Source organism: Aminomonas paucivorans DSM 12260, assembly GCF_000165795.1.
GTDB lineage: Bacteria > Synergistota > Synergistia > Synergistales > Synergistaceae > Aminomonas > Aminomonas paucivorans.
Genome location: NZ_CM001022.1, coordinates 2,221,067 through 2,247,793, shown reverse-complemented (window position 1 = coordinate 2,247,793; position 26,727 = coordinate 2,221,067). Strand labels below are relative to the sequence as shown.

At 66.2% G+C, this 26,727-nt stretch carries 29 protein-coding genes; 18 read left to right on the top strand and 11 right to left on the bottom strand.

Translation table 11 applies throughout. The annotated features are described in order from the left end of the window. The first annotated feature begins 7 nt into the window (after positions 1–7). From APAU_RS10650 to APAU_RS10640, 3 genes are all read left to right on the top strand, one after another. Positions 8–910, top strand: a complete 903-nt coding sequence (locus APAU_RS10650; RefSeq protein WP_006301759.1) for a phosphate acyltransferase — start codon at positions 8–10, stop codon at positions 908–910. 85 nt (positions 911–995) lie between these two features. Beyond that, positions 996–2,768 (top strand): indolepyruvate ferredoxin oxidoreductase subunit alpha, encoded by a 1,773-nt coding sequence (gene iorA, locus APAU_RS10645; RefSeq protein ID WP_006301758.1) that lies wholly within the window; start codon positions 996–998, stop codon positions 2,766–2,768. After that, complete coding sequence (locus tag APAU_RS10640; RefSeq protein ID WP_006301757.1) at positions 2,761–3,339, top strand: indolepyruvate oxidoreductase subunit beta; 579 nt, start codon at positions 2,761–2,763, stop codon at positions 3,337–3,339. Before iorA ends, APAU_RS10640 begins: the two co-directional genes overlap by 8 nt. Before the next feature lie 216 nt (positions 3,340–3,555). Here the strand turns inward: APAU_RS10640 and APAU_RS13375 are convergent, their stop codons facing one another. From APAU_RS13375 to cbiM, 7 genes are all read right to left on the bottom strand, one after another. Beyond that, positions 3,556–3,705, bottom strand: coding sequence for a hypothetical protein (locus APAU_RS13375; RefSeq protein WP_006301756.1), 150 nt, complete (start codon positions 3,703–3,705; stop codon positions 3,556–3,558). 121 nt (positions 3,706–3,826) lie between these two features. Beyond that, a complete protein-coding gene (locus APAU_RS10635; protein WP_006301755.1) occupies positions 3,827–4,201 on the bottom strand; it encodes a hypothetical protein in 375 nt (124 codons plus the stop codon). A 96-nt stretch (positions 4,202–4,297) separates the two neighbouring features. Further along, complete coding sequence (locus tag APAU_RS10630; RefSeq protein ID WP_006301754.1) at positions 4,298–4,753, bottom strand: L-2-amino-thiazoline-4-carboxylic acid hydrolase; 456 nt, start codon at positions 4,751–4,753, stop codon at positions 4,298–4,300. 77 nt (positions 4,754–4,830) lie between these two features. Continuing rightward, positions 4,831–6,240 carry a sodium-dependent transporter gene (locus APAU_RS10625; RefSeq protein ID WP_006301753.1) on the bottom strand — a complete coding sequence of 470 codons (1,410 nt, stop codon included), beginning with the start codon at positions 6,238–6,240 and terminating at the stop codon, positions 4,831–4,833. Positions 6,241–6,434: 194 nt separating this feature from the next. After that, on the bottom strand, positions 6,435–7,172 hold the full coding sequence (locus APAU_RS10620) for an energy-coupling factor ABC transporter ATP-binding protein (protein ID WP_006301752.1): 738 nt from the start codon (positions 7,170–7,172) through the stop codon (positions 6,435–6,437). After that, complete coding sequence (locus APAU_RS10615) at positions 7,169–7,969, bottom strand: energy-coupling factor transporter transmembrane component T (protein WP_006301751.1); 801 nt, start codon at positions 7,967–7,969, stop codon at positions 7,169–7,171. Before APAU_RS10615 ends, APAU_RS10620 begins: the two co-directional genes overlap by 4 nt. Before the next feature lie 124 nt (positions 7,970–8,093). Then, on the bottom strand, positions 8,094–9,077 hold the full coding sequence (gene cbiM / locus APAU_RS10610) for a cobalt transporter CbiM (protein ID WP_006301750.1): 984 nt from the start codon (positions 9,075–9,077) through the stop codon (positions 8,094–8,096). A 439-nt stretch (positions 9,078–9,516) separates the two neighbouring features. Between cbiM and nhaC the strand changes: the two genes are divergently transcribed. Continuing rightward, positions 9,517–10,899 carry a Na+/H+ antiporter NhaC gene (nhaC, locus tag APAU_RS10605; RefSeq protein ID WP_332248373.1) on the top strand — a complete coding sequence of 461 codons (1,383 nt, stop codon included), beginning with the start codon at positions 9,517–9,519 and terminating at the stop codon, positions 10,897–10,899. Between the two features lie 60 nt (positions 10,900–10,959). On the opposite strand, the gene APAU_RS10600 is transcribed toward nhaC, so the two are convergent. Both APAU_RS10600 and APAU_RS10595 read right to left on the bottom strand, forming a co-directional pair. Further along, entirely contained in the window at positions 10,960–11,157 is a 198-nt protein-coding gene (locus APAU_RS10600; protein ID WP_006301748.1) for a hypothetical protein, read from the bottom strand. Between the two features lie 7 nt (positions 11,158–11,164). Next, a complete protein-coding gene (locus APAU_RS10595) occupies positions 11,165–11,797 on the bottom strand; it encodes a nitroreductase family protein (protein ID WP_006301747.1) in 633 nt (210 codons plus the stop codon). Positions 11,798–11,945: 148 nt separating this feature from the next. Between APAU_RS10595 and APAU_RS10590 the strand changes: the two genes are divergently transcribed. The 5 genes from APAU_RS10590 (at position 11,946) to APAU_RS10570 (ending at position 14,188) form a co-directional block, all read left to right on the top strand. After that, on the top strand, positions 11,946–13,028 hold the full coding sequence (locus APAU_RS10590; RefSeq protein ID WP_006301746.1) for an A/G-specific adenine glycosylase: 1,083 nt from the start codon (positions 11,946–11,948) through the stop codon (positions 13,026–13,028). A gap of 49 nt (positions 13,029–13,077) precedes the next feature. After that, positions 13,078–13,416, top strand: coding sequence for a hypothetical protein (locus tag APAU_RS14725; RefSeq protein WP_006301745.1), 339 nt, complete (start codon positions 13,078–13,080; stop codon positions 13,414–13,416). A gap of 1 nt (position 13,417) precedes the next feature. Continuing rightward, positions 13,418–13,696: a hypothetical protein gene (locus tag APAU_RS10580; protein WP_006301744.1), complete on the top strand. Its 279-nt coding sequence runs from the start codon at positions 13,418–13,420 to the stop codon at positions 13,694–13,696. Continuing rightward, a complete protein-coding gene (locus APAU_RS10575) occupies positions 13,666–13,875 on the top strand; it encodes a hypothetical protein (RefSeq protein WP_006301743.1) in 210 nt (69 codons plus the stop codon). Before APAU_RS10580 ends, APAU_RS10575 begins: the two co-directional genes overlap by 31 nt. Positions 13,876–13,984: 109 nt before the next feature. Next, a complete protein-coding gene (locus APAU_RS10570) occupies positions 13,985–14,188 on the top strand; it encodes a cold-shock protein (protein ID WP_006301742.1) in 204 nt (67 codons plus the stop codon). Between the two features lie 72 nt (positions 14,189–14,260). Here the strand turns inward: APAU_RS10570 and APAU_RS10565 are convergent, their stop codons facing one another. Beyond that, on the bottom strand, positions 14,261–15,157 hold the full coding sequence (locus APAU_RS10565; RefSeq protein ID WP_006301741.1) for a DMT family transporter: 897 nt from the start codon (positions 15,155–15,157) through the stop codon (positions 14,261–14,263). A gap of 120 nt (positions 15,158–15,277) precedes the next feature. Here APAU_RS10565 and APAU_RS10560 point away from each other — a divergent pair, with 120 nt between their 5' ends. From APAU_RS10560 to APAU_RS13095, 9 genes are all read left to right on the top strand, one after another. Then, positions 15,278–15,760, top strand: a complete 483-nt coding sequence (locus tag APAU_RS10560) for a hypothetical protein (protein WP_006301740.1) — start codon at positions 15,278–15,280, stop codon at positions 15,758–15,760. Beyond that, complete coding sequence (locus tag APAU_RS10555; protein WP_006301739.1) at positions 15,757–16,875, top strand: pyridoxal phosphate-dependent aminotransferase; 1,119 nt, start codon at positions 15,757–15,759, stop codon at positions 16,873–16,875. Before APAU_RS10560 ends, APAU_RS10555 begins: the two co-directional genes overlap by 4 nt. 246 nt (positions 16,876–17,121) lie before the next feature. Beyond that, entirely contained in the window at positions 17,122–18,381 is a 1,260-nt protein-coding gene (locus APAU_RS10550) for a DUF1576 domain-containing protein (RefSeq protein WP_006301738.1), read from the top strand. Between the two features lie 4 nt (positions 18,382–18,385). Then, positions 18,386–18,730, top strand: coding sequence for a hypothetical protein (locus APAU_RS10545; RefSeq protein ID WP_006301737.1), 345 nt, complete (start codon positions 18,386–18,388; stop codon positions 18,728–18,730). An 80-nt stretch (positions 18,731–18,810) separates the two neighbouring features. Beyond that, positions 18,811–19,158: an SMR family transporter gene (locus tag APAU_RS10540; protein WP_006301736.1), complete on the top strand. Its 348-nt coding sequence runs from the start codon at positions 18,811–18,813 to the stop codon at positions 19,156–19,158. A gap of 10 nt (positions 19,159–19,168) precedes the next feature. Then, positions 19,169–20,119: a glycosyltransferase family 2 protein gene (locus tag APAU_RS10535; RefSeq protein ID WP_006301735.1), complete on the top strand. Its 951-nt coding sequence runs from the start codon at positions 19,169–19,171 to the stop codon at positions 20,117–20,119. Next, a complete protein-coding gene (locus tag APAU_RS10530; protein ID WP_006301733.1) occupies positions 20,116–22,206 on the top strand; it encodes a hypothetical protein in 2,091 nt (696 codons plus the stop codon). The genes APAU_RS10535 and APAU_RS10530 overlap by 4 nt, the downstream gene beginning before the upstream one ends. A gap of 67 nt (positions 22,207–22,273) precedes the next feature. Beyond that, positions 22,274–23,293, top strand: coding sequence for a glycosyltransferase family 2 protein (locus tag APAU_RS10525; RefSeq protein ID WP_006301732.1), 1,020 nt, complete (start codon positions 22,274–22,276; stop codon positions 23,291–23,293). 14 nt (positions 23,294–23,307) lie between these two features. Beyond that, on the top strand, positions 23,308–24,681 hold the full coding sequence (locus APAU_RS13095; protein WP_083806820.1) for a glycosyltransferase family 87 protein: 1,374 nt from the start codon (positions 23,308–23,310) through the stop codon (positions 24,679–24,681). A gap of 13 nt (positions 24,682–24,694) precedes the next feature. Here the strand turns inward: APAU_RS13095 and APAU_RS10515 are convergent, their stop codons facing one another. After that, on the bottom strand, positions 24,695–26,674 hold the full coding sequence (locus tag APAU_RS10515) for an ABC transporter ATP-binding protein (RefSeq protein WP_006301730.1): 1,980 nt from the start codon (positions 26,672–26,674) through the stop codon (positions 24,695–24,697). Positions 26,675–26,727: the final 53 nt, after the last annotated feature.

The following is a 26,727-nucleotide window of genomic DNA, read 5'->3' as shown; positions in this document are numbered from 1 at the left end:
ACGGCAGGTGCTGCGGAACTTCGAGGAAGTGATCGAACAGACCCGGAAGCTCGGGGGAAGGGAAGTTGCGGTGGCCGCCGCGGGGGACCGGGAGGTCCTGGAGGCGGTGCGCCTGGCGGGGGAAAAGGGCGTGGCCCGGGGCCTCCTGGTGGGGGACGAGGGAACGATCCGTCCCCTGGCGGAGGAGCTGGGGCTGGGAGACCTGCGGGTGGTCCACGAGCCGGACCCCGCCGCCGCGGCGGTTCGGGCGGCGGAGCTGGTGCACCGGGGGGAGGCCCAGGTGCTCCTGAAGGGCCTGGTGAACTCCAGCGACTTCATGAGGGGGGTGCTCCATCCCGAGAAGGGACTCCGCACCGGCCGTCTCCTGAGCCACCTGGCGGTCTTCCAGATCCCCGGGACCCCCAAGCTGGCCTTCCACACCGACGGGGGCATCAACATCGCTCCGGACCTGGAGGCCAAGAAAGGCATCCTGGCCAACGCTCTGGCGGCCCTGGCGGCTCTGGGCTACGATGCCCCCAAGGTGGCGGCCATCACCGCCAACGAGCAGGTGAACCCCAAGATGCCCGCCACGGTGGACGCGGCGGGGCTGGTGGAAGCCTGGAAGGCCGGGGCTTTCGAGGTCCCCTGCGTGGTGGAGGGGCCCATCGCCCTGGATGTGGCCCTCTCCCCCGAGGCGGCGCGGCACAAGGGCATCGAAAGCGCCGTGTCCGGGGACGTGGATCTGTTCCTCATGCCCAACATCGAGGCGGGGAACGTGGCGGGCAAGAGCCTGCTGCACTACGCCGGGGCCCAGATGGCGGGGCTGGTGCTGGGGGCGGCGGCGCCGGTGGTGCTCACCTCCCGGGCCGAAACGGCCCAGGGCAAGCTCATCTCCATCGCCCTGGCCTGCCTGGCCGCGGCGAAGGGCTGATCCGAGGGGTTGGCGACCGGGTCCCGCGGGGGCGCGGTCGGAAGAGACGGCAGAGAAGGCAGGAAGGACGAAGGAGGGGAAGGGTTTGACGAAGAAGATCCTGACGGGCAACGAGGCCATCGCCCGGGGAGCCTGGGAGGCGGGGCTCCACGTGGCGGCGGCCTACCCGGGCACGCCCAGCACGGAGATCCTGGAGAACATGGCCCAGTACAAAGAGGTCTACTCCGAGTGGGCCCCCAACGAAAAGGTGGCCGTGGAGGTGGCCTCCGGGGCCTCCATCGCCGGGGCCCGGTCCCTGGCGGCCATGAAGCACGTGGGGGTCAACGTGGCGGCGGATCCCCTGTTCACCATGGCCTACATCGGGGTCAACGGGGGCTTCGTGCTGGTCTCCGCCGACGACCCCGGGCTGTTCAGCTCCCAGAACGAACAGGACAACCGGTGGTACGCCCCCCACGCCAAGGTCCCCATGTTCGAACCCGCAGACAGCCAGGAGTGTCTGGACTTCATCAAGGAGGCCTTCGAGGTTTCGGAGCGCTTCGACACCCCCGTGCTCTTCCGGGTCACCACCCGCATCTGCCACAGCAAGGGAGTGGTGGAGCTGGGAGACCGCCAGGAAGTCCCCGTGCGGGAGTACGTCCGGAACACCTCCAAGAACCTCATGACCCCCGCGGCGGCGAAGGTGCGCCACCGCCTGGTGGAGGATCGCCTGGAGGCCCTCCGGGCCTACTCCAACCGCTGTCCCTTCAACCGCATCGAGTGGGGAGACAAGCGGGTCGGGATCATCACCAGCGGCATCGGCTACCAGCACGCCCGGGAGGTCTTCGGGGACGGAGCCAGCTACCTGAAGATCGGCTTCTCCTTCCCCCTGCCCGACGAGATGATCCGGGCCTTCGCCGCCTGCGTGGACAAGGTCTACGTGGTGGAGGAGAACGAGCCCTACCTGGAGTCCAAGGTCAAGGAGCTGGGCATCCCCTGCGTGGGCCGGGCCCTGCTGCCCGGGGTGGACGAGCTTTCTCCCTCGGTGGTGCGCAAGGCCTTCCTGGCCCACGACCAGGAGGAACCCCTGCGCCTGGACGTGCCCATCCCCCCCCGGCCTCCGGTGCTCTGCGCCGGGTGCCCCCACCGGGGCATCTTCTTCGCCCTGAGCAAGGTGAAGGACAAGGTGGTGAGCAGCGACATCGGCTGCTACACCCTGGGGTCCCTGGCTCCGCTGAACGTGGGGGACACGGTGATCTGCATGGGCGCCTCCGTCTCCGCGGGGGTGGGCTTCCAGAAGACCCAGCAGATCGCCGGGCGAACCGGCAAGGTCTTCGGGGTCATCGGGGACTCCACCTTCTTCCACTCCGGCATCACCGGGCTCATCGACTCGGTGTTCAACAAGGTCCCCCTGGCCCTGATCATCGTGGACAACCGCATCACCGCCATGACGGGACACCAGGAGAATCCCGGGACGGGGCGCACCCTCATGGGGGAGGAGACGGTGGCCCTGGACCTGGAGTCCCTCTGCATCTCCTGCGGGGTGAAGCGGGAGAATCTGGTGGTGCTGGACCCCTACGACCTGAAGGCCTGCGACGAGGCGGTGAAGGCCGCCCAGGCCTGCCCGGAGCCCTTCGTCATCATCACCCGGCAGCCCTGCGCCCTCATCAAGGACGTGCAGAAGAAGCGCGCCGGGGTGCGCTGCGTCGTGGACCAGAGCACGTGCGTGAAGTGCAAGTCCTGCCTGCGTCCCGGCTGTCCCGGCATCGCCATGAAGGACGGGGTCATCGTCATCGATCCGGCCCAGTGCAACGGCTGCGGCCTCTGTATGCAGCTTTGCCCCAAGCAGGCCATCTCGAGGGAGGGCGAGGTCCATGAGTAGGGAGACGAAGAGCATCCTCCTGGTGGGAGTAGGGGGACAGGGTACCATCCTGGCCTCCAAGATCCTCTCCGAGGGGCTCATGCAGATGGGGTACGACGTGAAGATGTCGGAGATCCACGGCATGGCCCAACGGGGGGGGAGCGTGAGCACCCACGTGCGTTACGGAGACCAGGTGGCCTCTCCGGTGATCTCCCCCGGCGAGGCGGATGTGCTGGTGGCCTTCGAGAAGGTGGAGGCGGCCCGGTGGATCGACCACCTCAAGCCCTCCGGAGCCCTGGTGGTGAACGACTACGAGATCTACTCCCTCCCGGTGTTGCTGGGCAGTGCCGTCTACCCCCAGGGGCTCAACGAGCGGCTCCGGGAGACGGTACAGAACGTGAAGATCTTCAACGCCGGGCGCATCGCCGAGGAGCTGGGGAACATCAAGGCCCAGAACGTGGTGCTTCTGGGGGCTCTCATCAAGGCCATGGGGCTGGACTCCCTGGACTGGACGGAGGTGCTCCGGGGCATCGTGCCTCCGAAGCTCTTCGACCTCAACGTGAAGGCCCTGCGGGCGGGGATGGCCCTGTAGGGGGAACCGATAGACCAGAAAGGGCGGCCCGGGAGACCGGGCCGCCCTTTCTTCATGCCCTTTGCGGGCTCCTCCGGAAGGAGGCGTCGGAATGTCGGGGTCGATTCTACTCTCATCGGAGCCGTTGGGGGGAGGAGAGAGGCGCGGGGGTGGGAAAAGCGCAAAGCCCCTTCACGGGGAAGGGGCTTTGCGAAACGATTTGCGTCGACGAGGAGGTCAGGAGGGTCGGGTTTCCAGAAGGTCCCGGAGGGTCACCCGACTGCGGGCGTCACCTCCGAACCGGTCCCCGTCGCAGAGCCGAGCCACCTCGGCCGGGGAGATCCGCCTCCATCCCAGGGACTGGGCCCAACGCCGGAAGATCGCCATGTCCTTCGCCTCCTTGGGGACCCCCTTGCCGGGAGTCACTGGGTGAAGGATAACAGGCAGACATCTAAAAGTCAACTATTGGTTGTCATTTTCGTGATGTGGCCGTCAAAGCGTGACACTGCTAACCCTTGGAGTCCAGAAGGCGCCCTTGGGGGTCCCGGGTGAACCGGTGGATCTCCAGCAGGGTCTCCGGGTTTTCCTTCAGGTTCTGCAGGAGGGCCTGCCGCTGGGCCGGGTCCACCGGCTCCGGGCGCCACTCCTTGGGGGGTTCCCCGGAGGGGCGGGGTGGTTGGGGATCCTCGTGGGCCTCGTAGCGATCCCGCTCCCTCTGGTCCGAGGCTTCCTCCTGTCCCTCATCCAGGTTCTCCCGAAGCACGTCCTTCCACTTCTTCCGGGGCGGTTCGTCCTCCCCCTTCGATCCCTTGGGCAGAATGCGCCGCGCCCGAATGGGCTCGACGGCCTTCGTCGCCTCCACGGGTTCCACCTTCCGGTCCATGGGTCCACCCCCCTCCGCCGGGGTCGCGCCGTTCCGGCTGCCCCCGCTCGTCCTGCTTCTAGTATCGGATGGGGACAAAGGGGGGTTGACCGTTCCCTAACGACGGCGGTAGCGGAAGGGACAGCACGCGCCCCCCTCCATGAGGGTGGTCTCCCGCTCCAGGACCAGGTCGGGGTTGAACCCCTCCAGGAAGGCGAAGTCTCGGTGGCAGGAGAGGACCGTTCCCAGATCCTCCAGACCCAGGCGCTCGTAGGCCTCTGCGAAGGCGCACCGCGTCACGTCGAACTCCAGGGCTTCGGGGTCGTCCCTCCGGAAGGAGAGTTCCAGCGCCCCGCCCTCGTTCCAGCGGGCCACGACGGACTTGAAGGCCTCCAGGTCGTTCCTCCCCAGGTCCTGGGCGGTCTTCGCTCCCTGGCGGCGGGACTGGGCGCAGAGTGCCTTGCCCAGAAGGGCCCGGGCCTCCTCCCGTCCCAGCCGTTCCGTCAGGACCTCCAGGACGGGCTCCAGGATCCGGGCTTCGATCTCCCTTTGGGTCAGCAGGGGATTGTCCATGAGCGCTTCCTCCCTTCGGGTAGGCGAAACGGAGGCCCGAGGGCCTCCGTTTCGCGGTTCCACGGGTTGTGGGGTGCCTAGAACTTGAGGATGCCCACGCTGTTGAGGAAGACCAGGATCAGCAGGGCCGGAGACACGAAGCGGATGATGAACCGGTAGGCGTCCACGGTGGAGGCGTTGGCCAGGGTCCCGTGGTTGCTCAGCTCGTCGGCGATGTCCTCCCGTTTGTTGCAGTAGCCCACGAACAGGGCGATGCACAGCCCGCCCAGGGGCAGGATGATGTTGGAGGAGAGGTAGTCGTAGAGGTCGAAGAACCCCTTGCCGAAGAACTTGTACTGCCCCAGGTAGCTGGAGGAGTCCACCGAAAGGGTGGCGGTGATCCCCACCAGGGCGATGAGGACGCAGTTGAAGACCGTGGCCTTCACCCGGGAGACCTTCAGCTCCTCCACGAAGTAGGCGATGGGCACCTCCACCAGGGAGAGCATGGCGGTGGTGGCGGCGAAGCAGGTGAGGAGGAAGAAGCACGCCAGGAGGATGCCCCCGAAGGGCATCTGGTTGAACACCAGGGGGATGGTCATGAAGAGCAGCCCCGGGCCGGCGGAGGGCTCCATGCCGAAGGAGAACACCGTGGGGAAGATGGCCAGGCCCGCCAGCATGGAGACCAGGGTGTCCGAAGCGGCCACCTTGCCCGCCGTCTGGATCATGTGGTTGTCGTCGGTGAAGTAAGAGCCGTAGGTGATCATGGTGCCCATGCCCAGGGAGAGCTTGAAGAACGCCAGCCCCAGGGCGGAGAGGATCACCGGCGCGGTGATCTTGGAGAAGTCCACGTGGAAGAGGAAGTCGATCCCCTTGCCCGCCCCGGGCAGCGTGAGGGCCCGGATGTCGCAGATGATGATGAGCAGGAACAGCAGGGGCATGAGGGTCTTGGTGATCCGCTCGATGCCTCCCCGGACTCCCATGGAGAGGATGGTTCCCACCACCGTCATGACGATGACCTGCCACACCAGGGGGGAGAGGGTGGCGGCGGAGAGGGGCTGTCCCGCCGTGCCCGCCCCGATGACCTGGCCGAACAGGGGGCCCACCGCGTCCTTGGTGATCCCCGCCAGCTGCCCCGTGAAGGCCTTGAAGCAGTAGAAGTACACCCAGCCCGCCACGTCGGAGTAGAAGAACATGATCAGGTAGGCCGCCGCCACCCCCATGAGGCCGATGCCCTTCCAGGGGGTTCCGGGTTTGCCCGTGAGGACCTTGAAGGACCCCACGGCGTTCTTGCGGGTGCGCCGGCCGATGTAGAACTCGCTGACCATGACGGGCACGCCCACACAGACGATGCAGATGAAGTAGATGAGGAGGAAAGCGCCGCCGCCGTTGGCGCCGGTGAGGTAGGGAAACTTCCAGATGTTGCCCAGTCCGACCGCGGATCCGAGGGTGGCGAAGAACACCGCCAGACCGGAGGAGAAGCCTTCCCGTTTAATGTTGGGTTCGCTCACGCTGGTCACTCCTTCTGGGAGATGTCGCCCCGTGGGGCGTTGGTGCAAAGAATCGTCGCGTAAACCTGTTCTCTGCCCCTCCTTTCTGAGAAAAATGAAGGAAAAGACTCTGTCGCCTTAGAGAATCTCTCTTCTGTACCCGATGCCAAGGTGAATGTAGAAGCTGCTTTCCGGTGCGTCAACCCCCGCAAGAGTCAGATCAGGTTCCATGCCTCCAGGCGCTCCCGGTCCCGGAGGATCTCCTCCAGGGGGGCGTCCGCCCCCATGCGGTGGTCTTCCCGGAAGACCACCCCCCGATGGAAGAGCCCTTCCGCCAGGGTCAGGTCGTGGGTGGCCGCCACCAGGGTCTTCCCGGCGGCGTGAAGCCGCACCAGCAGATCCCGCAGGGCCCTTCGGCCCCTCGGATCCAGTTCCCCGAAGGGCTCGTCCAGCAGCAGCACCGACGGGTTGGAGGACAGAACCGCCCCGAGGGCGACCCGTTTGCGCTCCCCCCCGCTCAGGGCATAGGGGGGGCGCTCCCTCAGGGGGCCCAGGTGCAGCAGCTCCAGACAATCCTCCAGGCGCCTTCGGGCTTCCTCCTCCCCCAGACCCAGCTGCAAGGGGCCGAAGAGGATCTCCTCCTCCACGGAGGGGCAGAAGAGCTGGTCCGACGGGTTCTGGAAGAGGAGGCCCACTCGCTGGTGGAGCCTTCGGGCGAAGGCCCCTTCCCGAAGGGATTCCCGGTTCACCTCCCGTCCCTCGAAGCGGCAGGTTCCCGCATCGGGGGGATGGAGCCCCGCCAGCATCCGCAGCAGGGTGGATTTGCCGCACCCGTTGGGTCCCAGCAAGGCCAGGGATTCCCCGGGTTCCACGACGAGGGTGACCTCCCGGAGAGCCACGTGGTCGCCGTAGCGGCAACCCGCACGATCCAGGCGGAACAGGGGGGTGTTCATGGAGTCCTCCCCAGCGCCAGGACCGCCAGAAGGGCGAAGGCACAGGCCAGGTACAGCCAGTCCTCCGCTTCCAGGGGGCGACGGGGAAGGGGTGGCGGGGTTCCCGTGAAGCCCCGACAGGTCAGGGTCTCCTGGGTGCGTCGCTCCATCTCCAGGGTCCGAAGAAACAGCACCCCCACCCAGCCTCCCAGGGGACGCCAGGAAAGGGAGGGGGCGAGGCGGCGCAGGAAAAGGGCTTCGATCAGGGCGGCTCCCTCCCTGGCCAGGAGGTGCAGGGCCCGCAGGGTCAGATCCAGGGCGAAGACCAGATCCGCCGGGACCCCCAGGGTTCGGAGTTCCCGCTGGAGCTGATGTCGCCGGGAGGAAGCCCCGAGGGCGGCCACCAGGGGGACCGTGACGGCCTCCTTGCCCAGGAAGCGAAGCATCGCCCCCGTCTGCCCCAGGAAAGGAAGGGGAAGCAGGAGGAAGAGGGAAAAGCCCAGGGCCCCTGCCCCCAGGGCCAGGACCCGGCGTCGCGGGGCTCGGGGGAGGGCTGCCACGTGGGCCGCCGTCCAGAGCCCCGGAAGGAGCAGTCGTCCCGTATCCCCGGTCAGTCCCACCGCCACCAGGATCCCCAGGGTGGCGAGGAGCTTCGCCCGGGGGTGGAGGGCTGTGAGAAAGGCCTGGCTCCTCCCGGAGGGGGAAGAGGCGGGAGGTTCCGTCGCGGCCCGCAGTCCCCGGAGGGTGCGGGCGAGGAAGGGGTTCTCCCGCTTCGGGGAGGGGACGAAGGGTTCTTCCCGTTCCAGCCAGTCCTTCACCGGTCTTTCCCCCTTCCGTTCTCCCGACCGGATCCATCATAGCTTCCCGAGGGGGGAAAGAGAACGCGCCCGGAGAGGCCTCTCCGGGCGCGGGGGAAACGGGAGGTCCCGGGGAGGGGAAGGCTCACCGAGAGGGGGCGGTCCGGTTCCAGAGCCTGCGGGCCAGGGCAAACAGGCCCAGGAGCAGGGATGTCCCCGCGGCGGCGGAGAGCACGTATCCCAGGACTTCGGAGAGCCCCGGGAAGGCGTAGTCCGGGGCGGGGGCCTCGAACTGAAGCCCCGTCTCGAAGGCCCGGGGGATGAAGCCCACCAGCGCCTGGATCTCCTCCGCTCCCCATTCTCCCCAGGCGGTTCCCGCCGCCAGGAGCCCCAGGGGGCTGGCCGCCACCAGCAGGGCCAGCAGGAGGTAGGCGGGCCGGAAGGAGGGACCCTCCGACCGGCGGGCGACCAGAGAGGGGGCGGTGCGGCGGAGGAACTCCAGCACCAGCACCGTGGCGATCCCTTCCGCCACCCCTGCCACCAGGAGGTGGGGCACCATCATGGCGGGGATCGCCACGGAGAGTGGGTAGGGGGCGTAGAGGGGTTGTCCTGCCGGGTCCGTGAAGAGCAGGGGCTGAATGCCGAACATCACCGCCGTGGAGAAGGCCGCCAGGTTGAGAGAGGTCCAGGCGGCCACGAAGGCGGCGCCCCGTTCCCGGGTCGATCCGGGGGCGGCCCCGCCGCTCAGGGTCCGATAGAGAAAGCTGGCCGCGAAGGGCATGAGCACCGCCATGTTGAAGCAGTTGGCCGCAAAGGGCAGGATCCCTCCGTCGCCGAAGAAGAGGGCCTGGACCAAGAGGGCCATGGATACCGCCAGGGAGGCGCTCCAGGGGCCCAGCAGGATGGCCAGGAGGGCCGCCCCCACCGCGTGTCCCGTGGTGCCCCCCGGGAGAGGCAGGTTGAGCATCATCACCAGAAAGGAAAAGGCCGCGCCGATGCCCAGGAGAGGCAGACGTTCCGGGGAGAGTTCCTCCCGGACCTTGGCGAGAGAGCGGGTCCACAGAGGGATCATGGCGACGCCGAAGACGGCGCAGGTGGAGGGGGAGAGATAGTTCTCGGGAATGTGCATCGGAGCACCTCCTGAAACGGAATGGACCCCATGGGTCATGTTACAGTTTACGCCATTCGTAACACCCGTCCAGGGCATGAGGGAACATGAAAAAAGAACCAATTGCATGATGGAGTTCCCTTTTTGGGGAAGGGCAACGGGAGAGACAACGGGTTTGTGTCTCCATCCCCTTGGAATAGAATGATGTACAAAATAAAGAGTTTGATAAATGTAGAAAAACATAGACCTGTGAAAGATTTAATTCACCAAAAGGGCATACCCCTACGTGATTTTTCGCAAATTTCATGATGAAAGCGCCGGGGGAAGGTAAGCTTGAGTCGGTTCGGGAAAAAACCAACGAGCCGGAGCACTTCATTTTCACTATTTCGAAAGGAGCGGATCCATCGTGACGCAACAGCCTTCCTCCTCTTCTCCCCGAAAGCCCTCCTTGGGGCTTTCCTTGGGCGTCATTCTGGCAAGCGCAGGGATCATCGGGTTCTCGGTGCTGAAGCTGGGCTCCGACGCCCACCTCCCCCTGGTCCTGGCGGCGGTCCTGGCGGCGACCTGCGGGGTTCTCTTCCTCCGCATGCCCTGGTCGGCCATCGAGGAGGGGATGCTCCAGGGGGTCAGCCTGGCGCTGCAGCCCATCCTGATCCTCATGATGGTGGGCGTCATGGTGGGGGTCTGGATCTGCTCCGGCACCGTCCCCGCCCTGATCTACTACGGCCTCAAGCTCCTGTCTCCCAGCATCTTCCTTGCGGCGTCCCTGCTCATCTGCTCCGTGGTCTCCCTGGCCACGGGCAGCTCCTGGACCACCGTGAGCTCCGTGGGGATCGCCCTCATGGGCATCGGGGCGGGGCTGGGCATCCCCGCTCCCATGTGCGCCGGGGCGGTGATCTCGGGGGGGTACTTCGGGGACAAGATGAGCCCCCTGTCCGACACCACCAACCTGGCTCCCGCGGTGGCGGGGAACGAGCTGTTCGACCACATCCGGGCCATGATCTGGACCACCGGCCCCACCTACGTGCTGGTGTTCGCCATCTACGTGTTCCTGGGCCTGCGCTTCCAGGGGCAGATGGGCAGTCTGGAGCAGATCCAGGCCATCCAGGGGGCCATCTCGGGGCACTTCAACCTCAACCTCCTCACCCTGCTGCCCCCGCTCCTCATCGTGGTCTTCGCGGCGGTGCGGTTTCCCGCCATCCCCGGGCTGATCCTGGGGTGCCTCGCCGGGGCGCTGGTGGCCATGGGCTTCCAGGGGGTCTCGGTGACGGACCTGCTCGGGGTGGCCCAGAACGGCTTCGAGTCCAAGACGGGGATGGAGATGGTGGACGACCTGCTCTCCCGGGGAGGACTTCAGGGCATGATGTGGACCATCTCCCTCATCATGTGTGCCCTTTCCTTCGGGGGCATCGTGGAGCGGTGCGGCTACCTGGAGACCATCCTCGGGGCCATGAGGGGGATGCTCCGGAACCCCACCTCCCTGGTGGCCTCCACGGTGGGGGCCAGCTTCTTCGGCAACATGTTCCTGGGAGACCAGTTCTTGGGCATCGTGGTGCCGGGACGGATGTTCAAGCCTGCCTACGAGGAGATGGGCTTGGCGCCCCGGATGCTCTCCCGGACCCTGGAGGACTGCGGGACCCTGACCTCCCCCCTGATCCCCTGGACCGCCTGCGGCGGCTTCATGAGTTCCACCCTGGGGATCTCGGCGTTTCAGTACGCCCCCTATGCGTTCCTGAACTGGATCAACCCGCTCATGGCCATCGCCCTCACCGCCCTGGGCATCGGGGTCTTCTGGAAGGGCAAGGACGGACGTCCCACCCGAGTGCGGCCCGAGAAGGCCTGATCCCCGCCGGGGAAGGGACTGCGGGGGACCGGCGCGCTTGCGCCGGCCCCCCGCTTTTTTCTATCGGTAGTACAGGTGGACGATCCCCCCGTGCAGCAGGGCGGAGGCGAGGGCGGCGATCCCCGCGGTTCTGTGGACCCGCAGGACCCAGGGGCCCGGGAACCGTCGCCTCAGGGCCGCCCCGAAAAGCCCCGTGGTTGCCGCCACGACCAGGCTTGTGAGGGCCAGGATGCCCGAGAGGCGGAAGAGGGTGTCCATGGAGGCGTCAGAAGCGTTCGGGGTGGACGAAGTCCTCCACGGGGCGCCGATACCCCCGGGGCAGAAGCTGAGTCCCCGGCTTGAGGTGTCCCACCGCGATGAGCATGGGCACCAGCCGGTCCTGGGGGATCCCGAAGGCCTCCTTCACCTTGTCCTCCTGGAAGCCGTCCATGGGGTGGGTCTCCAGGCCGTAACCCCGGGCGGCCACCATGAGGTTCATGGCGAAGAGCGCCGCGTTCTTCACCGCGAAGAGCTTGCGGGAGACCGAGTCCGGATCCTGACCGTAGAGGCCGAAGGGCATTCCCCGGGTCTTCTCCCGGGCCTCGGGCTTCAGGTAGCCCAGTTCGATCATCCGGTCCAGCACCGGGTCGATGTGCTCCTCCACCCCCCGGGGGTTCGCCACCAGGATGAGCACCGCTCCCGCCTCCTCCACCTTGGGCTGGTCGAAGGCGCAGGCCCGGAGCTTCTTCTTGTTCTCCCGGTCCTGCAGGGTGATCACGTCCCAGGGCTGCAGGTTGAAGGAGGAGGGGGCCAGGTTGGCCGTCTCCAGGAGTTCCCGCAGCAGATGGGGATCCACCTCCCGCTGCGGATCGAAGAACTGGATGGATCGCCGTTCGTGGATGGCCACCAGCACGTTCATGATCTTCCCCCCTTATCCGATTGTCCGAGCTTGGCGTTGATGCGTCTGGGCAGCATCTCGCAGGGCCAGGGTAGCATGTCCCCCGGGGGGTCACAAGCCGACCGAACTGGTAGACTGGACCGTCGGAACGGGGGAAGGAGGCGGGACGGTGGGGGTTTCGGATCCTCGGAGGGGCGTGCCCCTCCTTCTGGAGTGGTTTGCCCGGGAAGGGCGGGACCTCCCCTGGCGGCGTACCTATCGTCCCTACGAGGTGCTGCTCTCGGAGATCCTGCTCCAGCAGACCCGGATGGAGGCGGCGGTGCCCTACTTCCTCCGGTTTCTGGAGCGCTTCCCCACCCTGGAGGCCCTGGCGGGGGCTCCGGAGGAGGAGGTCCTGGCCCTCTGGACCGGCCTGGGCTACTACCGCCGCGCCCGTTTCCTGCGGGAGGCGGCGGCCCGCCTGAACGCCCTGGGGTACCGGGAACCTCCGGAGGACGAAGGGGTTCTCCGGTCCCTTCCCGGCCTGGGGAGCTACACCGTGGGGGCGGTGCGCAGCATCGCCTACAACCTCCCCGCCCCGGCGGTGGACGGCAACGTGGTCCGGGTCTTGGCCCGGTGGTTCGACCTCCCCGGCACCTTCCAGGGGAAGGGGCGCAAAGAGCTGGAGGCCCTGGCCCTTTCCCTCATCCCCCCCGGGAGGGCCCGGGACTGTAATCAGGCCTTCATGGAGCTGGGAGCCCTGGTCTGTGTCCCCTCCTCTCCCCGGTGCCCCGTCTGTCCCCTCGTCTCCTGCTGTCTGGCCCGGTGGCGCGGCACCGAGGCGCTGCGTCCCGAAAAGGTCTCACGGGGTGCCTCGGTCCAGGCCCTGGGGGTGGCGGGGCTGGTGCGTCACCGGGGAAAGCTGCTGCTGCGGCGGCGTCCCCCCCGGGGTCTCTGGGCGGGGTTCTGGGAGTTCCCCTGGCGGCTCCTGGAGGAGGGGGAGGACCCCGGAGTGGCCCTGGGGCGGGAATTGGCGCCCCTCCTGGGGGAGGTGGAGATCCCCCAACCCTGCTGCGAGGTCCGCCACGCCTTCCTCCGCACCCGGGTCCGCCTGCTGGGGTTCCTGCTGGACCTGCCGGAGGGGTGGAAGTCCACCCCGGGGCAGGGGACCTGGTGGACCCCCGAAGAGGCGGCGGGGCTTCCCGCCTCCGCGGGGTGTCGCAAACTTCTGGAACGGTTGCGCCGGGAGGACGGCGAGTCACCCCGATGCTAGAATGAAGCATCGAGATCCAACACCGAACCTGGGGAAGGAGGGGGCGTGCATGGCCGAGGCGATGACCCCGGAGAGCCGGGAGGCGGAGGTGCTGGCGCGACTGGAGGCCCTGACGGAAGAGGTGGCCCAGCTTCGAGGCCGGGTGGACACGGGGGCGGTGCAGGGGGAAGAGCCTCTGTCCCCGGACGTCCGCAAGATCCAGGATCTCCTGGAGACGGCGGGGAAGCGGGTTGCGGACCTCTGGAACCGGGGTCTGGAGAAGGTGGGCGACCCCAGCCGGGAGGCGGTGGGGCGCGTGGAGTCCGCCCTGGGAGAGTCTCCCCTGGCTACGGCGGCCCTGGCCTTCGGGGCGGGGCTTCTGCTGGGAGCCCTGATGCGGCGTCGGTAGGATGGAGGCCCTTTCCCGCCTGGTGGTGGCCTTCTGCGACCTGGTGGAGGCGGAGGCCAAACTCCTTCGACGCCGGGCCGTGGAGGCCGCCACCGGGGCGACCCTGGTGCTGGTGGCGGGGTTCTGCGTCGCCCTGGGCCTGGCCCTTCTGGGGCGGGGGGGGTATCTCGTCCTGGCCCGGCTCTGGGGCCCCGTGGCCGCCTCGGGCATCACGGGGGGGCTGTTCGTCGCCCTGGGGGGGTGGCTTGGGTGGACCGTGCACAACCGGATCCGAAGCTAGAGGCGGATCGGGCCAAGGCCCGCTTTCTGGAGGCGGCTCAGGGGGCGGACCCCCTCCGCTGGGCGGGTCGGCACCCCTGGTTCACCCTGGGGGGATCCCTGGCCGCGGGGTTTGCGGCGGGGCGCGGCCTGACCCCCGGAGGGGCGGTGCGGTTGCTGCTTCGCTTGCTGACGTGGTAAATCCGGGGGATTGACGGAATCTTTCGGGGAAGGTACAGTACAGCAGCTGGCCGTGAAGGTCCGGCGAAACCGTCCTTCTCTAGTAAGGACTCATTCAGGAGGCAACACTTTGGCGACTCAAGGTACCGTGAAGTGGTTCAACGCGACGAAGGGCTATGGGTTTATCACCACTGACGAGGGGCGCGACGTTTTCTGCCATTTCAGCGCCATCAAGATGGACGGCTACAAGGCCCTCGACGAGGGTGTGCGGGTTTCCCTGGACGTGGAGATGGGGCCCAAGGGCGAACAAGCGGCCAACGTGGTGAAGCTGTAGTTCTGACGGCTTCGATTCCTTCAGGGCGGTCTCCTTCGGGAGGCCGCCCTTTTTTTGTCCTTCCCCGGGCTTTCAGGATCGGGTTTCGGGGGAAGGGCCCTTCCGGAGGAAGGGGATGGGGAGTTCCACCAGCAGGATGGCCCCCATCATCAGGGCCGCCCCCGTGGCCATGGGAGGGGTGAAGGTCTCCCCCAGGAGCAGCACCCCCGAGGCGGCCCCGAAGAGAGCCTCCGTGGAGAAGAGCAGCGCCGCATGCGTGGAGGGGGTGTACTTCTGCGCCAGGTTCTGCAGGGCGAAGGCCCCGATGGTGCAGAACAGCAACATGTAGCCGAAGCCGATCCAGCCCCGCAGGGGGATCCCCCCCAGGTCCGGTCGTTCGAAGAGAGCGAAGGGAAGGGCGCACAGCCCCAGGACGACCATCTGGAGGGACGCCAGGACCAGGGGGTCCCGTCGACGGGTGAACCGCTCCACCGCCATCAGGTGCCCCGCGAAGAACACCGCAGACACCAGGGTGAGCCCGTCCCCCAGGTTGATCCCCGAAGCCCCCCGGAGGGTCAGGAGGGACATCCCCGCCAGGCAGATGCCGGAGGCGGCGAAGACTCGACCTCCCGGGAAAGCCCGGTGGATCCCCCAGGAGAAAAAGGGCACCAGGAGGACGTAGGTGGCGGTGAGGAAGGCCTGTTTGCCTGCGGTGGTCCACTGAAGCCCCGTGGTCTGGCAGGCGAACCCCCCGAAGAGCAGCAGCCCCACCAGTGCCCCGTCGCGAAGGTCGTCCCATCCCGTTTCCCGGAAACGTCTCAGGAAGAAAAGCCCCAGCAGGACGCCGCCGGGGAGGAAGCGCAGAACCAGGAGGGTGAAGGGGGGCAGGTAGTCCAGCACGTCCTTGAGCACCCCGAAGCCCACGCCCCAAAGGGCTGCGGCCAGGAGGATCCCCCCGTCCGCCAGGAAGGTTCTTGTGGAGTTTTTCATGTTGTTTTGCCTCCTTGAAGGGGGAAACAGCCTTCGTTTTGTGGGGTGCCCGCAGGAGAAGGGGCACGGCGAGGAGTGTATCATGGGAAGCAGGGCGGGTCCAACCGCCGGGACGTCGAAATGGGGGGTGACGGGGTGCTCTTGGGGCGCTTTCTCCTGGGTCTGGCCACCTGGGGGGTGATCTTCTCCGTAAGCTTCGAGCGATGGGTGGGGCCCCCGCTTGCCCGGGTCCGCAGGGGGTTCGAGGACGCCGCCCGGGGCGGGGATCTGGAGGGGCAGCGCATCCCCCGGATCCTGGCCGCCCTGCTCTGTGCCCTGGTGCTGTCCGGGGAGATCCTCCTCCAGACGGGGTGGACCGCCTACTGCGCCGAACGCACCCTTCGCTTCGCCGCTGACCCCGCGGCGGGGAGCCGGGTGCCCTTCTATGTCCTGGGGTTTTTGGCCTGCCAGATCCCCCTGGCCCGCATCGCCCGACGGGAGGAGCGCCTCTCCTTCACCGCCTCCCTGCGCTCCATCATCCCCATGGGCATGTTCGCCTCCTTCTGCCTCTACCCCCACCAGCTGGACTTCTACCGCTGGTTGCTGGAACTGACGGGGTCGTGAGGAGGACCTGGCGGGACCGGCTGGGGGCGGCGGGGGACCAACGCCCCGACCTGTACTGTCTCCACCAGGAGCCTCGTCCCTACGAGGTGGACTGCTCCCTGGGGGTCAACCCCCTGGGGATGTCCCCCCGGGTGGCCGCACGCCTCCGGGAGCCCCTTTCGGGGTTGGATCTGGCCCCCTACCCCCGGGGAGAGGGGCCATTGGCGGAGGCCCTGTCCTCCGCCTGGGACGGGCTCTTCCGCCCCGAGCAGGTCCTTCTGGGCTGCGGTTCCATGGGGGTGCTTTTGTCCCTCCTGCGGGTGCTGGCTCGTCCCGGCGCCTCCCTGCTGGGGCTTTCGCCCCAGTTCCCCGACTTTCCCTTCCAGGCCCGCTTCTCGGGGATGGAGGCCCGCTCCCTCCCCCTTTTTTTCCCGGAGTACGCCCTGGAGCCGGAACGCCTCCTCCGGGAGGTCGCCCCGGGGGACTCGGCGGTGTACCTGGACCGCCCCCACAACCCCACGGGACAGGTCCTTCCGCTGGGGGACGTGGCCCGGCTGGCGGAGCGGTGCGGCGACTGCGGGGCGTCTCTTTTGGTCGACGAGGCCTACGGGGAGTTCCTCCCCGAGGCGGAGTCCGCCCTGAACCTGGACCATCCCGCCGTGACGGTGGTGCGCTCCTTCTCCAAGGGCTGGGGACTGGCGGGACTTCGGGTGGGGTATGGGGTGGTGCGGGACCCGCAGCTCCGGGAGGTCCTGGGGTGGTCCACCCCCCCCTTCGAGGTGAGCGCCCTGGGGACGGAGCTGGCCTGCGAGGCCCTGAAAGAACGGGATTTCCCCGCCCGAAGCCGGGCCGCCGTGGCTTTCCTCAAGCGGGAGGTCCTGAAGGTCCTGGGGGGCGTACCGGGACTGCGGACGGCCGCCACGGACCCGGAGGTCCCCCTCCTCCTGGGGGTGGCGGAGGATCCGGGGGAGGACCTCTACGAGACCTTTCTGCGCCGGGGGATCCGGACCGAATCGGGGAGGGCCTATCCCGGGCTCGGGGCAAGGGCCGTGAGGCTTCGGGTTCCCCGGGAAGGGGACCTGGCCCGGTTTCGGGAGCTGTGGGAAGAGCCCGATCCGTCGCCCTCCCCCGAGTGAGGCCCTGCTTGGCGGGGACGCCCGCTTCGTGCTACCCTGAGCTTGGTATGTCTTTCTTCATTTGGTTCAAAAGGGGGAGGATTCGGTCGATCCCCGTTTCGCGATGAGCCGATCAAACGGACGAAGCGGCCCTCCAGAAAAGACCCCCTGACGATCCCACGGCTTTGTGCCAGGAGGTGTGGTCCCATGAAGCGTACGACTCGATCCCTTTCCCCGCCCCGATGAGAGACCGCCGGAGCCCGTCCCATGGATGAAGAGAGCAGAAGGGAGTTCCGGCGTTACTGCGTGGTGTCCCTGTTTCTCTGGGGACTGGTGTTCTTCGGGATCCTCCGTTGCGGAGGGGACGTGGAGGAGCTTTTTGCGGGGCTGTCCCGCATCCTGACCAGTCCCGCCACCCTGATCACGGACTACGTGCTCCTGGGCGGGGCGGCGGCCTTCGTCAACGCGGGATTTCTGGGACTCTGCGTCCTGGGGCTTCTGGCCGCCCAGGGAGCCCGGCTCACGGGGCCCGGCCTGGCAGCGGTGTTCACCGTCACGGGGTTCGGCCTCTTCGGAAAGAACCTCTACAACGTCTGGCCCATCCTCCTGGGAGTGTGGCTCTACGGCCGTCTCCGAGGGGTGGCCTTCCGGGATCACCTCCTCATCGCCCTCTTCGGCACCGCCCTGGCTCCCCTGGTGAGCGAGCTGACCTTCGGGGTCTCCCTGACCCCCCTGGGCCCGGGCCCCGGCTCCTTCCTCCTGGGGCTGCTGGGGGGCGTGGCGACGGGGTTCTTCCTTCCTCCCCTGGCGAAACACCTTTTGTCCGCCCATCAGGGCTACAACCTCTACAACGTGGGGTTTGCCTGCGGTTTCCTGGGACTGGTGTGCATGGCCCTCCTTCGGGCCCTGGGGATCCCCCTGGAAGGGGGCTTCTACTGGATGGAAGGGGGATACGACACCCTGCTTCTTCCCACGGGGTGCTTCTTCTCCGCCATGGTCTTCACGGGGCTGGCGATCCAGCCTCGCTGTCTCCCGGGGCTGCGGGAACTGTACCGTTCCTCCGGTCGTCTGGTCTCGGATTTCGTGCAGTACTCCGGCTTCGGCCCCTCCCTGGTCAACATGGGAGCCCTGGGCCTGGCCGGACTGGCCTACCTGATCGCGGTGGGGGGAGACCTGAACGGTCCCACCCTGGGGGGGCTGCTGACCCTGGCGGGGTTCGGGGGGTTCGGGCAGCACCTGCGCAACACGGTCCCGGTGGTCTTCGGGGTCTGGCTGGGGGCGGTCCTCTCCGTGTGGCCCGTGGACAGCCCGGGGGCGGTGCTGGCGGCGCTCTTCGGGGCCACCCTGGCCCCCGTGGCGGGAGCCTTCGGGGTCCTGGCGGGAGTGGCGGCGGGGTTTCTGCACCTGGTGGTGGCCATGTCCGTGGCCAGCGTCCACGGGGGACTGAACCTCTACAACAACGGATTCTCCGGGGGCATCGTGGCCATGATGCTGCTCCCGGTGCTGGAATCCTTCCGGGAGGACTGAAGCCATGAAGGGACAATGGGCCAAGGCCATCCACGCCTCCGGGGAGCTGGTGGCGTTTTTCATCCGTCGGGGAGCCCGGGACATCGACAACCACTACCGGTTCGTCGACGGATCCCTGGAGGTGTGCGTCCTGGCGAAGGACCTGGTGGTGGATCAGGAGGACCTCCAGAGGCTCCGGCGTCGTCTCATCCACCCCCAGCAGAGGGAGATCGGGGAATACTACTGGGGTCTGGCGGGGGGGGAGCATCGGGGGACGGAGCTGGAGGTGGTGGGCAACGCCACGGAGGTGCTGGAGGTGGAGTCCTCCCCCGAGGAAGGCACCCGCATCCGCCTGCGCCGAAGGGACTGAGGCTTTTCCTTTCCGGTGGAAATGCTAAGATAACCTCCGGGCCGGGGCGAGAAGCCCCTGTCCGGAAGGGACGTGTCCTCATGACTCTTGCGATCATTTTGGCGACCCTGGTGCTCAACGTGCTGGCCAACTCCTTCGTGAAGATGGGCATGACCGGCTTTGCGGGGGGCGTGGGGGGCGGCATGGTGATGTACATGATCCGCAGCCCCTACATGGTGCTGGGTGTGGGTTGCTACGGTCTGGCCTTCGTCACCTACAGCGCCCTCCTCACCCGGATGGACCTGAGCGTGGCCTACCCCCTCATGACGGGGTGCATCGCCGTCACCTTGGCGGCGGTGGCGGTGGCCTGCTTCGGGGAATCCCTGACCCTCTGGCAGATGCTGGGGATCTTCCTGGTGGTGGCGGGCATCTGGCTTCTGGCCCGGTAGGTTCTCTCCCGTGCGCTCCCTCTCCGTGGTGATCCCGGTCTACAACGAGGCATCCCAGCTCCCCCGGACCTTGGAGGTGCTCCGGGGAGTCCTGGGGGGAGTGCGGGAGGACCTCTCCTGGACCTTCGTCCTGGTGGACGACGGCTCCCGGGACGACACCTGGGAGGTCATCCGGGCGGAATCCGCCCGGGGAGACGTGCGGGGGCTGCGCCTTTCCCGCAACTTCGGCAAGGAGGCGGCGCTCTGCGCGGGGCTGGAGGCGGCCTCCGGGGACGGGTGTCTGGTGCTGGACGGGGATCTGCAGCACCCCCCGGCGCTCATCCCCGCCATGCTGGATCTCTGGATCCGCAAGGGGTACGACGTGGTGGAGGGGGTCAAGGCGAGGCGAGGGGACGAAAGCCTCCTCTACCGCCTCTGCGCCGTGGGGTTTTACCGGCTGATGAAGGCCCTTTCGGGCTGCGACTTCGACAACGCCTCGGACTTCAAGCTTCTGGACGCCCGGGTCCTGGACGCCTGGCGGCGCCTGGGGGAGAGCCGCACCTTCTTCCGGGGCATGACCGCCTGGCTGGGGTTCCGGCGGGCCTCCCTGCCCTTCGAGGTGTCCCCTCGGGAAGGGGGCGGCACCCGCTGGTCCCCCTTCAAGCTGTTGCGCCTGGCCCTTGACGCCATCGCCTCCTTCTCCTCCGCCCCCCTTCACCTGGTGACCGCCCTGGGAGGGGTGTTCTTCCTCTTCGCCCTCCTGCTGGGAGGACAGACCCTGTACCGCAAGCTCGCCGGCTCCGCCGTGGACGGGTTCACCACGGTGATCCTCCTGCTGCTGGTCATCGGCAGCACCCTCATGTTCAGCCTGGGCATCATCGGCGTCTACGTGTCCCGGATCTTCGACGAGGTGAAGGGACGTCCCCGGTACCTGGTCTGCGAGGAGGTGCGGGAGGACCGGGAGGAGGTCCCCCGGAAATGATGGGTTTCCTGTACGTCCTCCTGTGCTTCGCCGTGGGTTGGGCGCTGACGGGGCGTTTCCTGCCGGAGCTTCGATCCCCGGAGCTGAACGTCCACCGGCGCCTGGGCACCCGCTGGTTTCTGGGGGAAGAGCGCTACCCCGACGCGGTCCGAGCCGGGGCGGCCCTGGACGTGGCGGTGAGGCCCTGGCTGCTGGTCCTGGTCTCCAGCTACCTCATCGGGACCATCGGAGTGACCTGGGCGGCGTACCTGGGGGCCTACCTCCTTCGCGGCACCGGGGACCCCCTGGGGGCGGGTAACGGGGTGGCCTTCGTCCTGGGGGCCGGGATCCTGATCGCGGAGGGCCTGCGGCGGAGGCCGAGCCTTCCGGTTCCCCGGAGCATGGGCTCCTGGGTCCGGGAGAACCGGGCGGAGCTGGTATTCCTGGGGGCTACTGTCCTGGTGTCCTGGGGGCTGTGCTCCCTGACCCTCTTCCGACGAGGGGACGAGATCTGCATGGGCATGACGGTCTTCGGGGACTTCACCACCCACATCGCCCAGGCCCGATCCTTCTCCCTGGGGCGCAACTTCCCTACGGAGTACGTCTTCTTCGCCGACGGCACGATCCGGTACCACTTCCTCTTTCAGTTCCTCTGTGGGAACCTGGAATACCTGGGGATGCCCCTGGTCTGGGCCTACAACCTCCAGAGCGTTCTGGCCTTCACGGCCATGGCGGCCTTGCTGTACCAGCTGGCGGTGGCCACAAGCGGCAGCCGCCTGGTGGGGTTCCTGACCTGCTTTTTGGGCTTCTTTCGCAGTTCCTTCGCCCTCTTCGTCTTCCTCTGGGAACTTCCTCCCGGAACCTCCGCACTGAAGGCGATCCTTCAGGTGGATCGCTTCATCGGCCGGACGCCCCACGAGGACTGGGGCCTGTGGAACCAGAACGTCTTCGTCAACCAGCGCCACCTCCCCCTGGGGGTGGCGGTCCTGCTGCTGGTGGTCCTGGTGATGCTGCCCCTCTTCGCGGACCTGTGGGACCGTCTTTCCCGGGAAGGTCGAGAGGGAGCGGGGGACCTGCTTCGCGGGGCGTGGGGGGAAGGGGTTTCCTGGATGCCCGAGCGTTGGGGGCGCCCGCTCTTTTTGGGGGTGCTCCTCGGGGCCTCGGGGTTCTGGAACGGGGCGGCCCTGCTGGCGGCCCTGCTGATCCTCTTCGTCCTGGCCTGGGGGTCGGACCATCGCCTGGAATACCTGGTGCTGGCTGGGGTGGCCCTGGCTCTGGCCCAGGCCCAGAAGGCGTTCTTCTTTCAGGGCGCGGCGGGGATCCACCCGTCGATCTACCTGGGGTTCCTGACCCCGGAGAAGACCCTGAAGGGGCTGATCTTCTACTACGTGGAGCTTTTCGGCATCCTCCCGGCGGTGGGGTTGGTTGCCCTGCTCTGCGCCCCCTTCCGCGGGCGGGGGTGTTTCGCCCTCGCCGCCGCGGCTCCCCTGGTCTTCGCCAACGCCGTCAGCCTGACCCCCGACATCAACGTGAACCACAAATACCTCTTTATCGCGGTCCTGGTGGGGAACGTTCTGGTGGCTTTCCTCCTGGGGGAGATGATGCGCTTCCGGAAGACGTGGTTTGCCGCATGGGGGCTGGTGGCGGTGCTCCTCTCCACGGGGGTGGTGGACCTGTTGGCCCTGCACAACAAGAACGTCCCGGAACGGGCCATAGCGATCCAGGAGAAGGCCCCCCTCAAGCTCTGGGCCCAGGAGCACCTGGATCCCAACGGGGTCATCCTGTCCAAGAACTACTACATGCACCCCGTCCTGGCGGCGGGGAGGAAGCTCTTCAACGGCTGGCAGTACTACACCTGGAGTGCCGGGTACGACACGGCGACGCGGGACCGGGTGGTGAAGGAGGTCCTGGAGGGAACGGTTCCGGAACGCCTGGAGGCGCTGCTTCGAGAGAACCGGATCCGCTACGTCCTGGTGGACAGGGATACGCGGAGAGAGTACCGGGTGAACGACGGTCTCCTCCGGCGGGAGGCTTCCACCCCCGGGGGCTGTCTGGAACAGCTCTACGACGACGGAGACACGGTGGTTTACGGCGTGAAGGAACGCTAGAAAGCCTGCTCCCGCAGAGGAGAGGGCGGAGGGCCCCCTCGGGCGGGCCGGATCGGGAGGGTGGACCATGCAGAGCCAGGAAGGACGACAGGAGCGGGAAACCATCGACTTTTCCGTGGTGATCCCCGCCTACAACGAGCAGGAGGTGCTCCACGAGAGCTACCGACGGCTCAAGACGGTCATGGACGGGGTGGAGGGCACCTACGAACTGCTCTTCGTGGACGACGGAAGCCGGGACGCCACCCGGGCCATCCTGAGGGAGCTCGCCGCCCGGGACCCCCACGTGCGCTTCATCGGCTTTTCCCGGAACTTCGGCCACCAGGCCGCCATCACCGCAGGGGTGGATGCCTCCGCGGGTCGGGCGGTGGTGGTGATCGACGCGGACCTCCAGGATCCCCCGGAGCTGATCCCCAAGATGATCGAAAAATGGCGGGAGGGCTACGAGGTGGTGTACGGCAAGCGCCTCAAGCGGGCCGGGGAGACCTGGTTCAAGAAGGTCACCGCTTCCCTGTTCTACCGGTTTCTGCGCTCCATGGCGAACCAGGACATCCCCACCGACGCGGGGGACTTCCGCCTCCTGGACCGGCGCATCGTGCGCATTCTCCTGGAGAACGTGAACGAACGCTGCCGCTACATGCGCGGGCTGGTGGCCTGGATGGGGTTCCGGCAGACCTACGTGGAGTACGACCGGGACGCCCGCTTCGCCGGACAGACCCACTATCCCCTCAAGAAGATGGTGCGCCTGGCCATGGACGCCATCACCGCCTTCACCATGCCCCTGAAGATCGCCACCTGGATGGGGTTCTGTCTCTCCGCCCTGAGCTTTCTCTACCTGCTGGTGAACATCGGCCTGAAGCTCTTCACGGACATCACCCAGCCCGGCTGGACCTCCCTCATCGCGGTGAGCCTCTTCTTCAACGGGGTGATCCTCATCATGCTGGGCCTCATGGGGGAGTACATCGCCCGGATCATCGAGGAGGTGAAGGGCCGTCCCCTCTACCTGGTGGCGGAGACGGGGAACCTGAAGGACCGGTCCTTCAGGGACAACGGGGACCTGGTCCGGGGGGACGGGCGCATGCCCGCGTAGGGCGGAGAGGGAAGATGGTGAATCGGATGGGAGATCTCAGGGCGTTGTTTTCGGGTGTTCGCGGAAGGTTGTTGTGTCTTGGGAGTGAAGAGCGAGATTTTGCTGTTTTTTTAGTGTATATGGTGGCAGTAAGTGCGTTTCTATTCGTTATAGTTAAGATCTTTGGTGTATGGGTGCAAAAGGGGATGGTTTATGCCTACCCCATGAGGCCAGAGGCTTTTGATTTTTCAGCATATTGGGATGGTTTTAAGTCATTATCCAGCAGTGCAAATCCATATAATTCAATCTCCATGCTAGTTACGCCACCTCCTTCGCTCTATGTTATTGGTGGAATATTTTCTTGGGCAACATACGAGCACGCAAGGGACATGGTCTTTGTTTCTTATATTATATTAACCATCTTGTCTGGCTATTGGGTTGCCAGGTCCAGTTTTGATAGGTCCTTTTCTTTTTTGGTATCGGTATTGATTTTCTGGTTTGTGGTGGAAGGACAACCGTTTTATATGTTGCTAGACCGACTCAATGCAGAGTGGTTGATTTTTCCTCTGTGTGCGTGTGGTTTTTGTATCGTTTTTAAAGATGGAGAATCATCCGGAAAAGATCGGTTTGAAATGGTTTTGGGGGGAACCTTGTTGGGATTGGCTGCTTCAATAAAAATGTATCCATTTCTATTAGTTTTGCCATTGGCTATTTCAAAGAAGGGCAAGGCTGCTCTGGCGATGGTGGGTACGGTTGTTGTCCTATTCTTCTTGACGAATGGTTCCGACATGTGGATGCATTTCTTTGATAAATTGAAATGGAGAGGCAGCATGTTGGACTACAAAACGTCACAAAGTGTTTTTTGTTTATTTTACTATCTCTTCAAGGGGTTCCCTTGGTTGGGGAATTACGAGAATCTTGAACTGATAAAATGCTACGGAATGGCCATGTTTTTGATATTTCTGGTACTGAATTCCGCGTTGGACTTGATTAACGCACATAATGCTAAAGTCGAATCCGTTTCGTTTTATAAAATGGATTGTTTTGTGTCGTACATACCTCTTATGATATGGGTTCCGGTGACGGCCTTCTTTTACGAATTGGTATTTCTGGTTTTGCTCTTTCCTGTTGTTTCAAGGGGATTGCGACGTGAGTCTCGCATCCAGGTCCTGTCCTATGTGTATATTGCTTTTGGTATTCTAATGACGCAATTTCAGTCCACTTCTATGGATTTGTTCCTCCAAGAAATTATCCCAAAATGGCAAAATCTACCCTACGTCCTGCAGATCCTTGGAGTTCTAGTGATAAATATTTCATTTCTGGTGCTTAAATTTGACATTCTTTTTTTGAGTATTCGTAGGAGGCAGAAGAGCCGGGTTGCTCTTCTGGAGGAGAGCAACCCGGTCTAACGTCCTCTGCCCCTTAGTCGATTGCTTCCATCTCCAGGCTCAGGGCCTCCCACTCCTCGTAGCGGGTCTTCAGGCTCTCCTGGAGGAGTCTGAGCTCCTTCATCAGGTCCTGTACCCGGGAGGAGTCCCCCAGCACCGCCGGATCGCAGAGCAGGGCCTCCACCTGGGTTTTGCGGGCCTCCTCCTCCCCGATGGCCCGTTCCACCGGATCCAGCCGGTCCTGGAGGGCCTTGCGCAGCCGGTAGAGCCGGTTGCGCTCCTCCGCCTCCGCCCGTTTCGCCTCCCGGGGGACGCTGCGGGGAGGGGCCTGGGTCTGGGGCGCCAGGGCTCCCGCCTCCTCCGCCAGCTGGGCCGCCCGTTTCTCCACGAAGTAGGAGTAGTTCCCCGGGTAGTCGTAGAGCCTTCCGTCCCGGATCTCCAACACCCGTTCCGCCAGGTCGTCCAGGAAGTACCGGTCGTGGGACACCAGCAGGATGGTCCCGGAGTATTGCAGCAGGGCCCGCTGGAACAGGTCCTTGGTGTTCTGGTCCAGGTGGTTGGTGGGCTCGTCCAGGATCAGCAGGTTCGTGTCCGACAGGAGGAGCTTCAGCAGGGCCAGACGGGACTTTTCCCCCCCCGAGAGCACCCCTGCGGGTTTGTGGATGTCCTCCCCGGAGAAGAGGAAGGCCCCCAGGAGGTTGCGCCGTTCCTGTTCGTTCAGCTTGGAGCCGGTGGAGCAGACCTCCTCCCACACCGTGTGGGCGTAGCGCAGATTCTGGGCGCTCTCCTGGGAGAAGGTCCCCTTGCGCACCCCCGAGCCCAGCTCCACGGTCCCCTCCGTGGGGTCCTCCCCCTGGCTCAGGAGGCGCAGGAGGGTGGATTTGCCCGCCCCGTTGATCCCCACCAGGGCCACTTTTTCCCCCCGATGCAGGGTCACGGACACGTCCCGGAAGACCAGATGGTCCCCGTAGCGCTTCGCCAGGTCCTCCCCCCGGAGCACCTCGTAGGCGCACCGGGGCGCCTCGGGGAAGCGGATGTGCACCGACCGGGCCTGTTCCTGCTCCGGGTCGATCTCCAGCTTCTCCAGCATCTTGATGCGGCTTTGGACCTGGGCGGCCTTGGAGGCCTTGTACCGGAACCGCTCCACGAAGGCGGACACCCGGGCGATCTCCTCCTGCCGGGATTGGCGCTCCTTCTCCAGCTGGGCGGCCCGGGCCTCCCGGGCCCGCAGGTAGGCCTCGTAACCGTAGGAGTAGGGGACGATCTTCCCCCGGGCCAGCTCCGCGATGCTTCCCGCCGTCCGGTCCAGGAAGCGGCGGTCGTGGGACACCACCACCAGGGTCCCGGAGAAGTCCCGCAGGTATCCCTCCAGCCACTCCATGCTCTCCGTGTCCAGGTGGTTCGTGGGTTCGTCCAGAAGCAGCACGTCCGGCCGGGCCAGCAGAAGCGCCGCCAGGAGGATGCGCATCTTCCAGCCTCCGGAGAAGTCCGGACAGGGCCGGTCCCCGTCTCCGTCCCGAAACCCCAGTCCCACCAGGACCTTGCGGGCCTCTGCGTCGAAGGCGTAGCCGTCCCCGTAGTGGAGCCTTCCGTGGAGCCGGTCGTGCTCCAGAGTCAGTCCCCGCAGTTCCGGGTCCTCGGAGGTGCAGGCGGCGATGCGGTGCTCCAGCTCCCCCAGGCGGGCTTCCACCTCCGCGATGCCCGACCGGGCCTTCAGGTACTCCACCACCGTGTCCTCGCCCAGTTCCACCAGGTCCTGGGGCAGGTAGCCCACCACCGCCTCGGGGGGCAGCTCCACGGAGCCGTCGTCGGGCTCCGCCTGCCCCGCCAGGATGCGCAGCAGCGTCGTCTTGCCCGTCCCGTTGGGCCCCACCAGGGCCACTCGGGATCGGTCGGGGATGTTCCAGTCCAGGCTGTCCAGGACCACCCGCTCCCCGAAGCGGAGTTGGATGTCGTGCAGACGGATCAGGGGTGCTCCCTCCCTTGCGGGTCCTCGGTGGAGGACCGAGGGCATTGTACCGTTCTCGGAGGGTTTTTGGGGGTTTCTCCCCTTGGAGGACCCTTCCG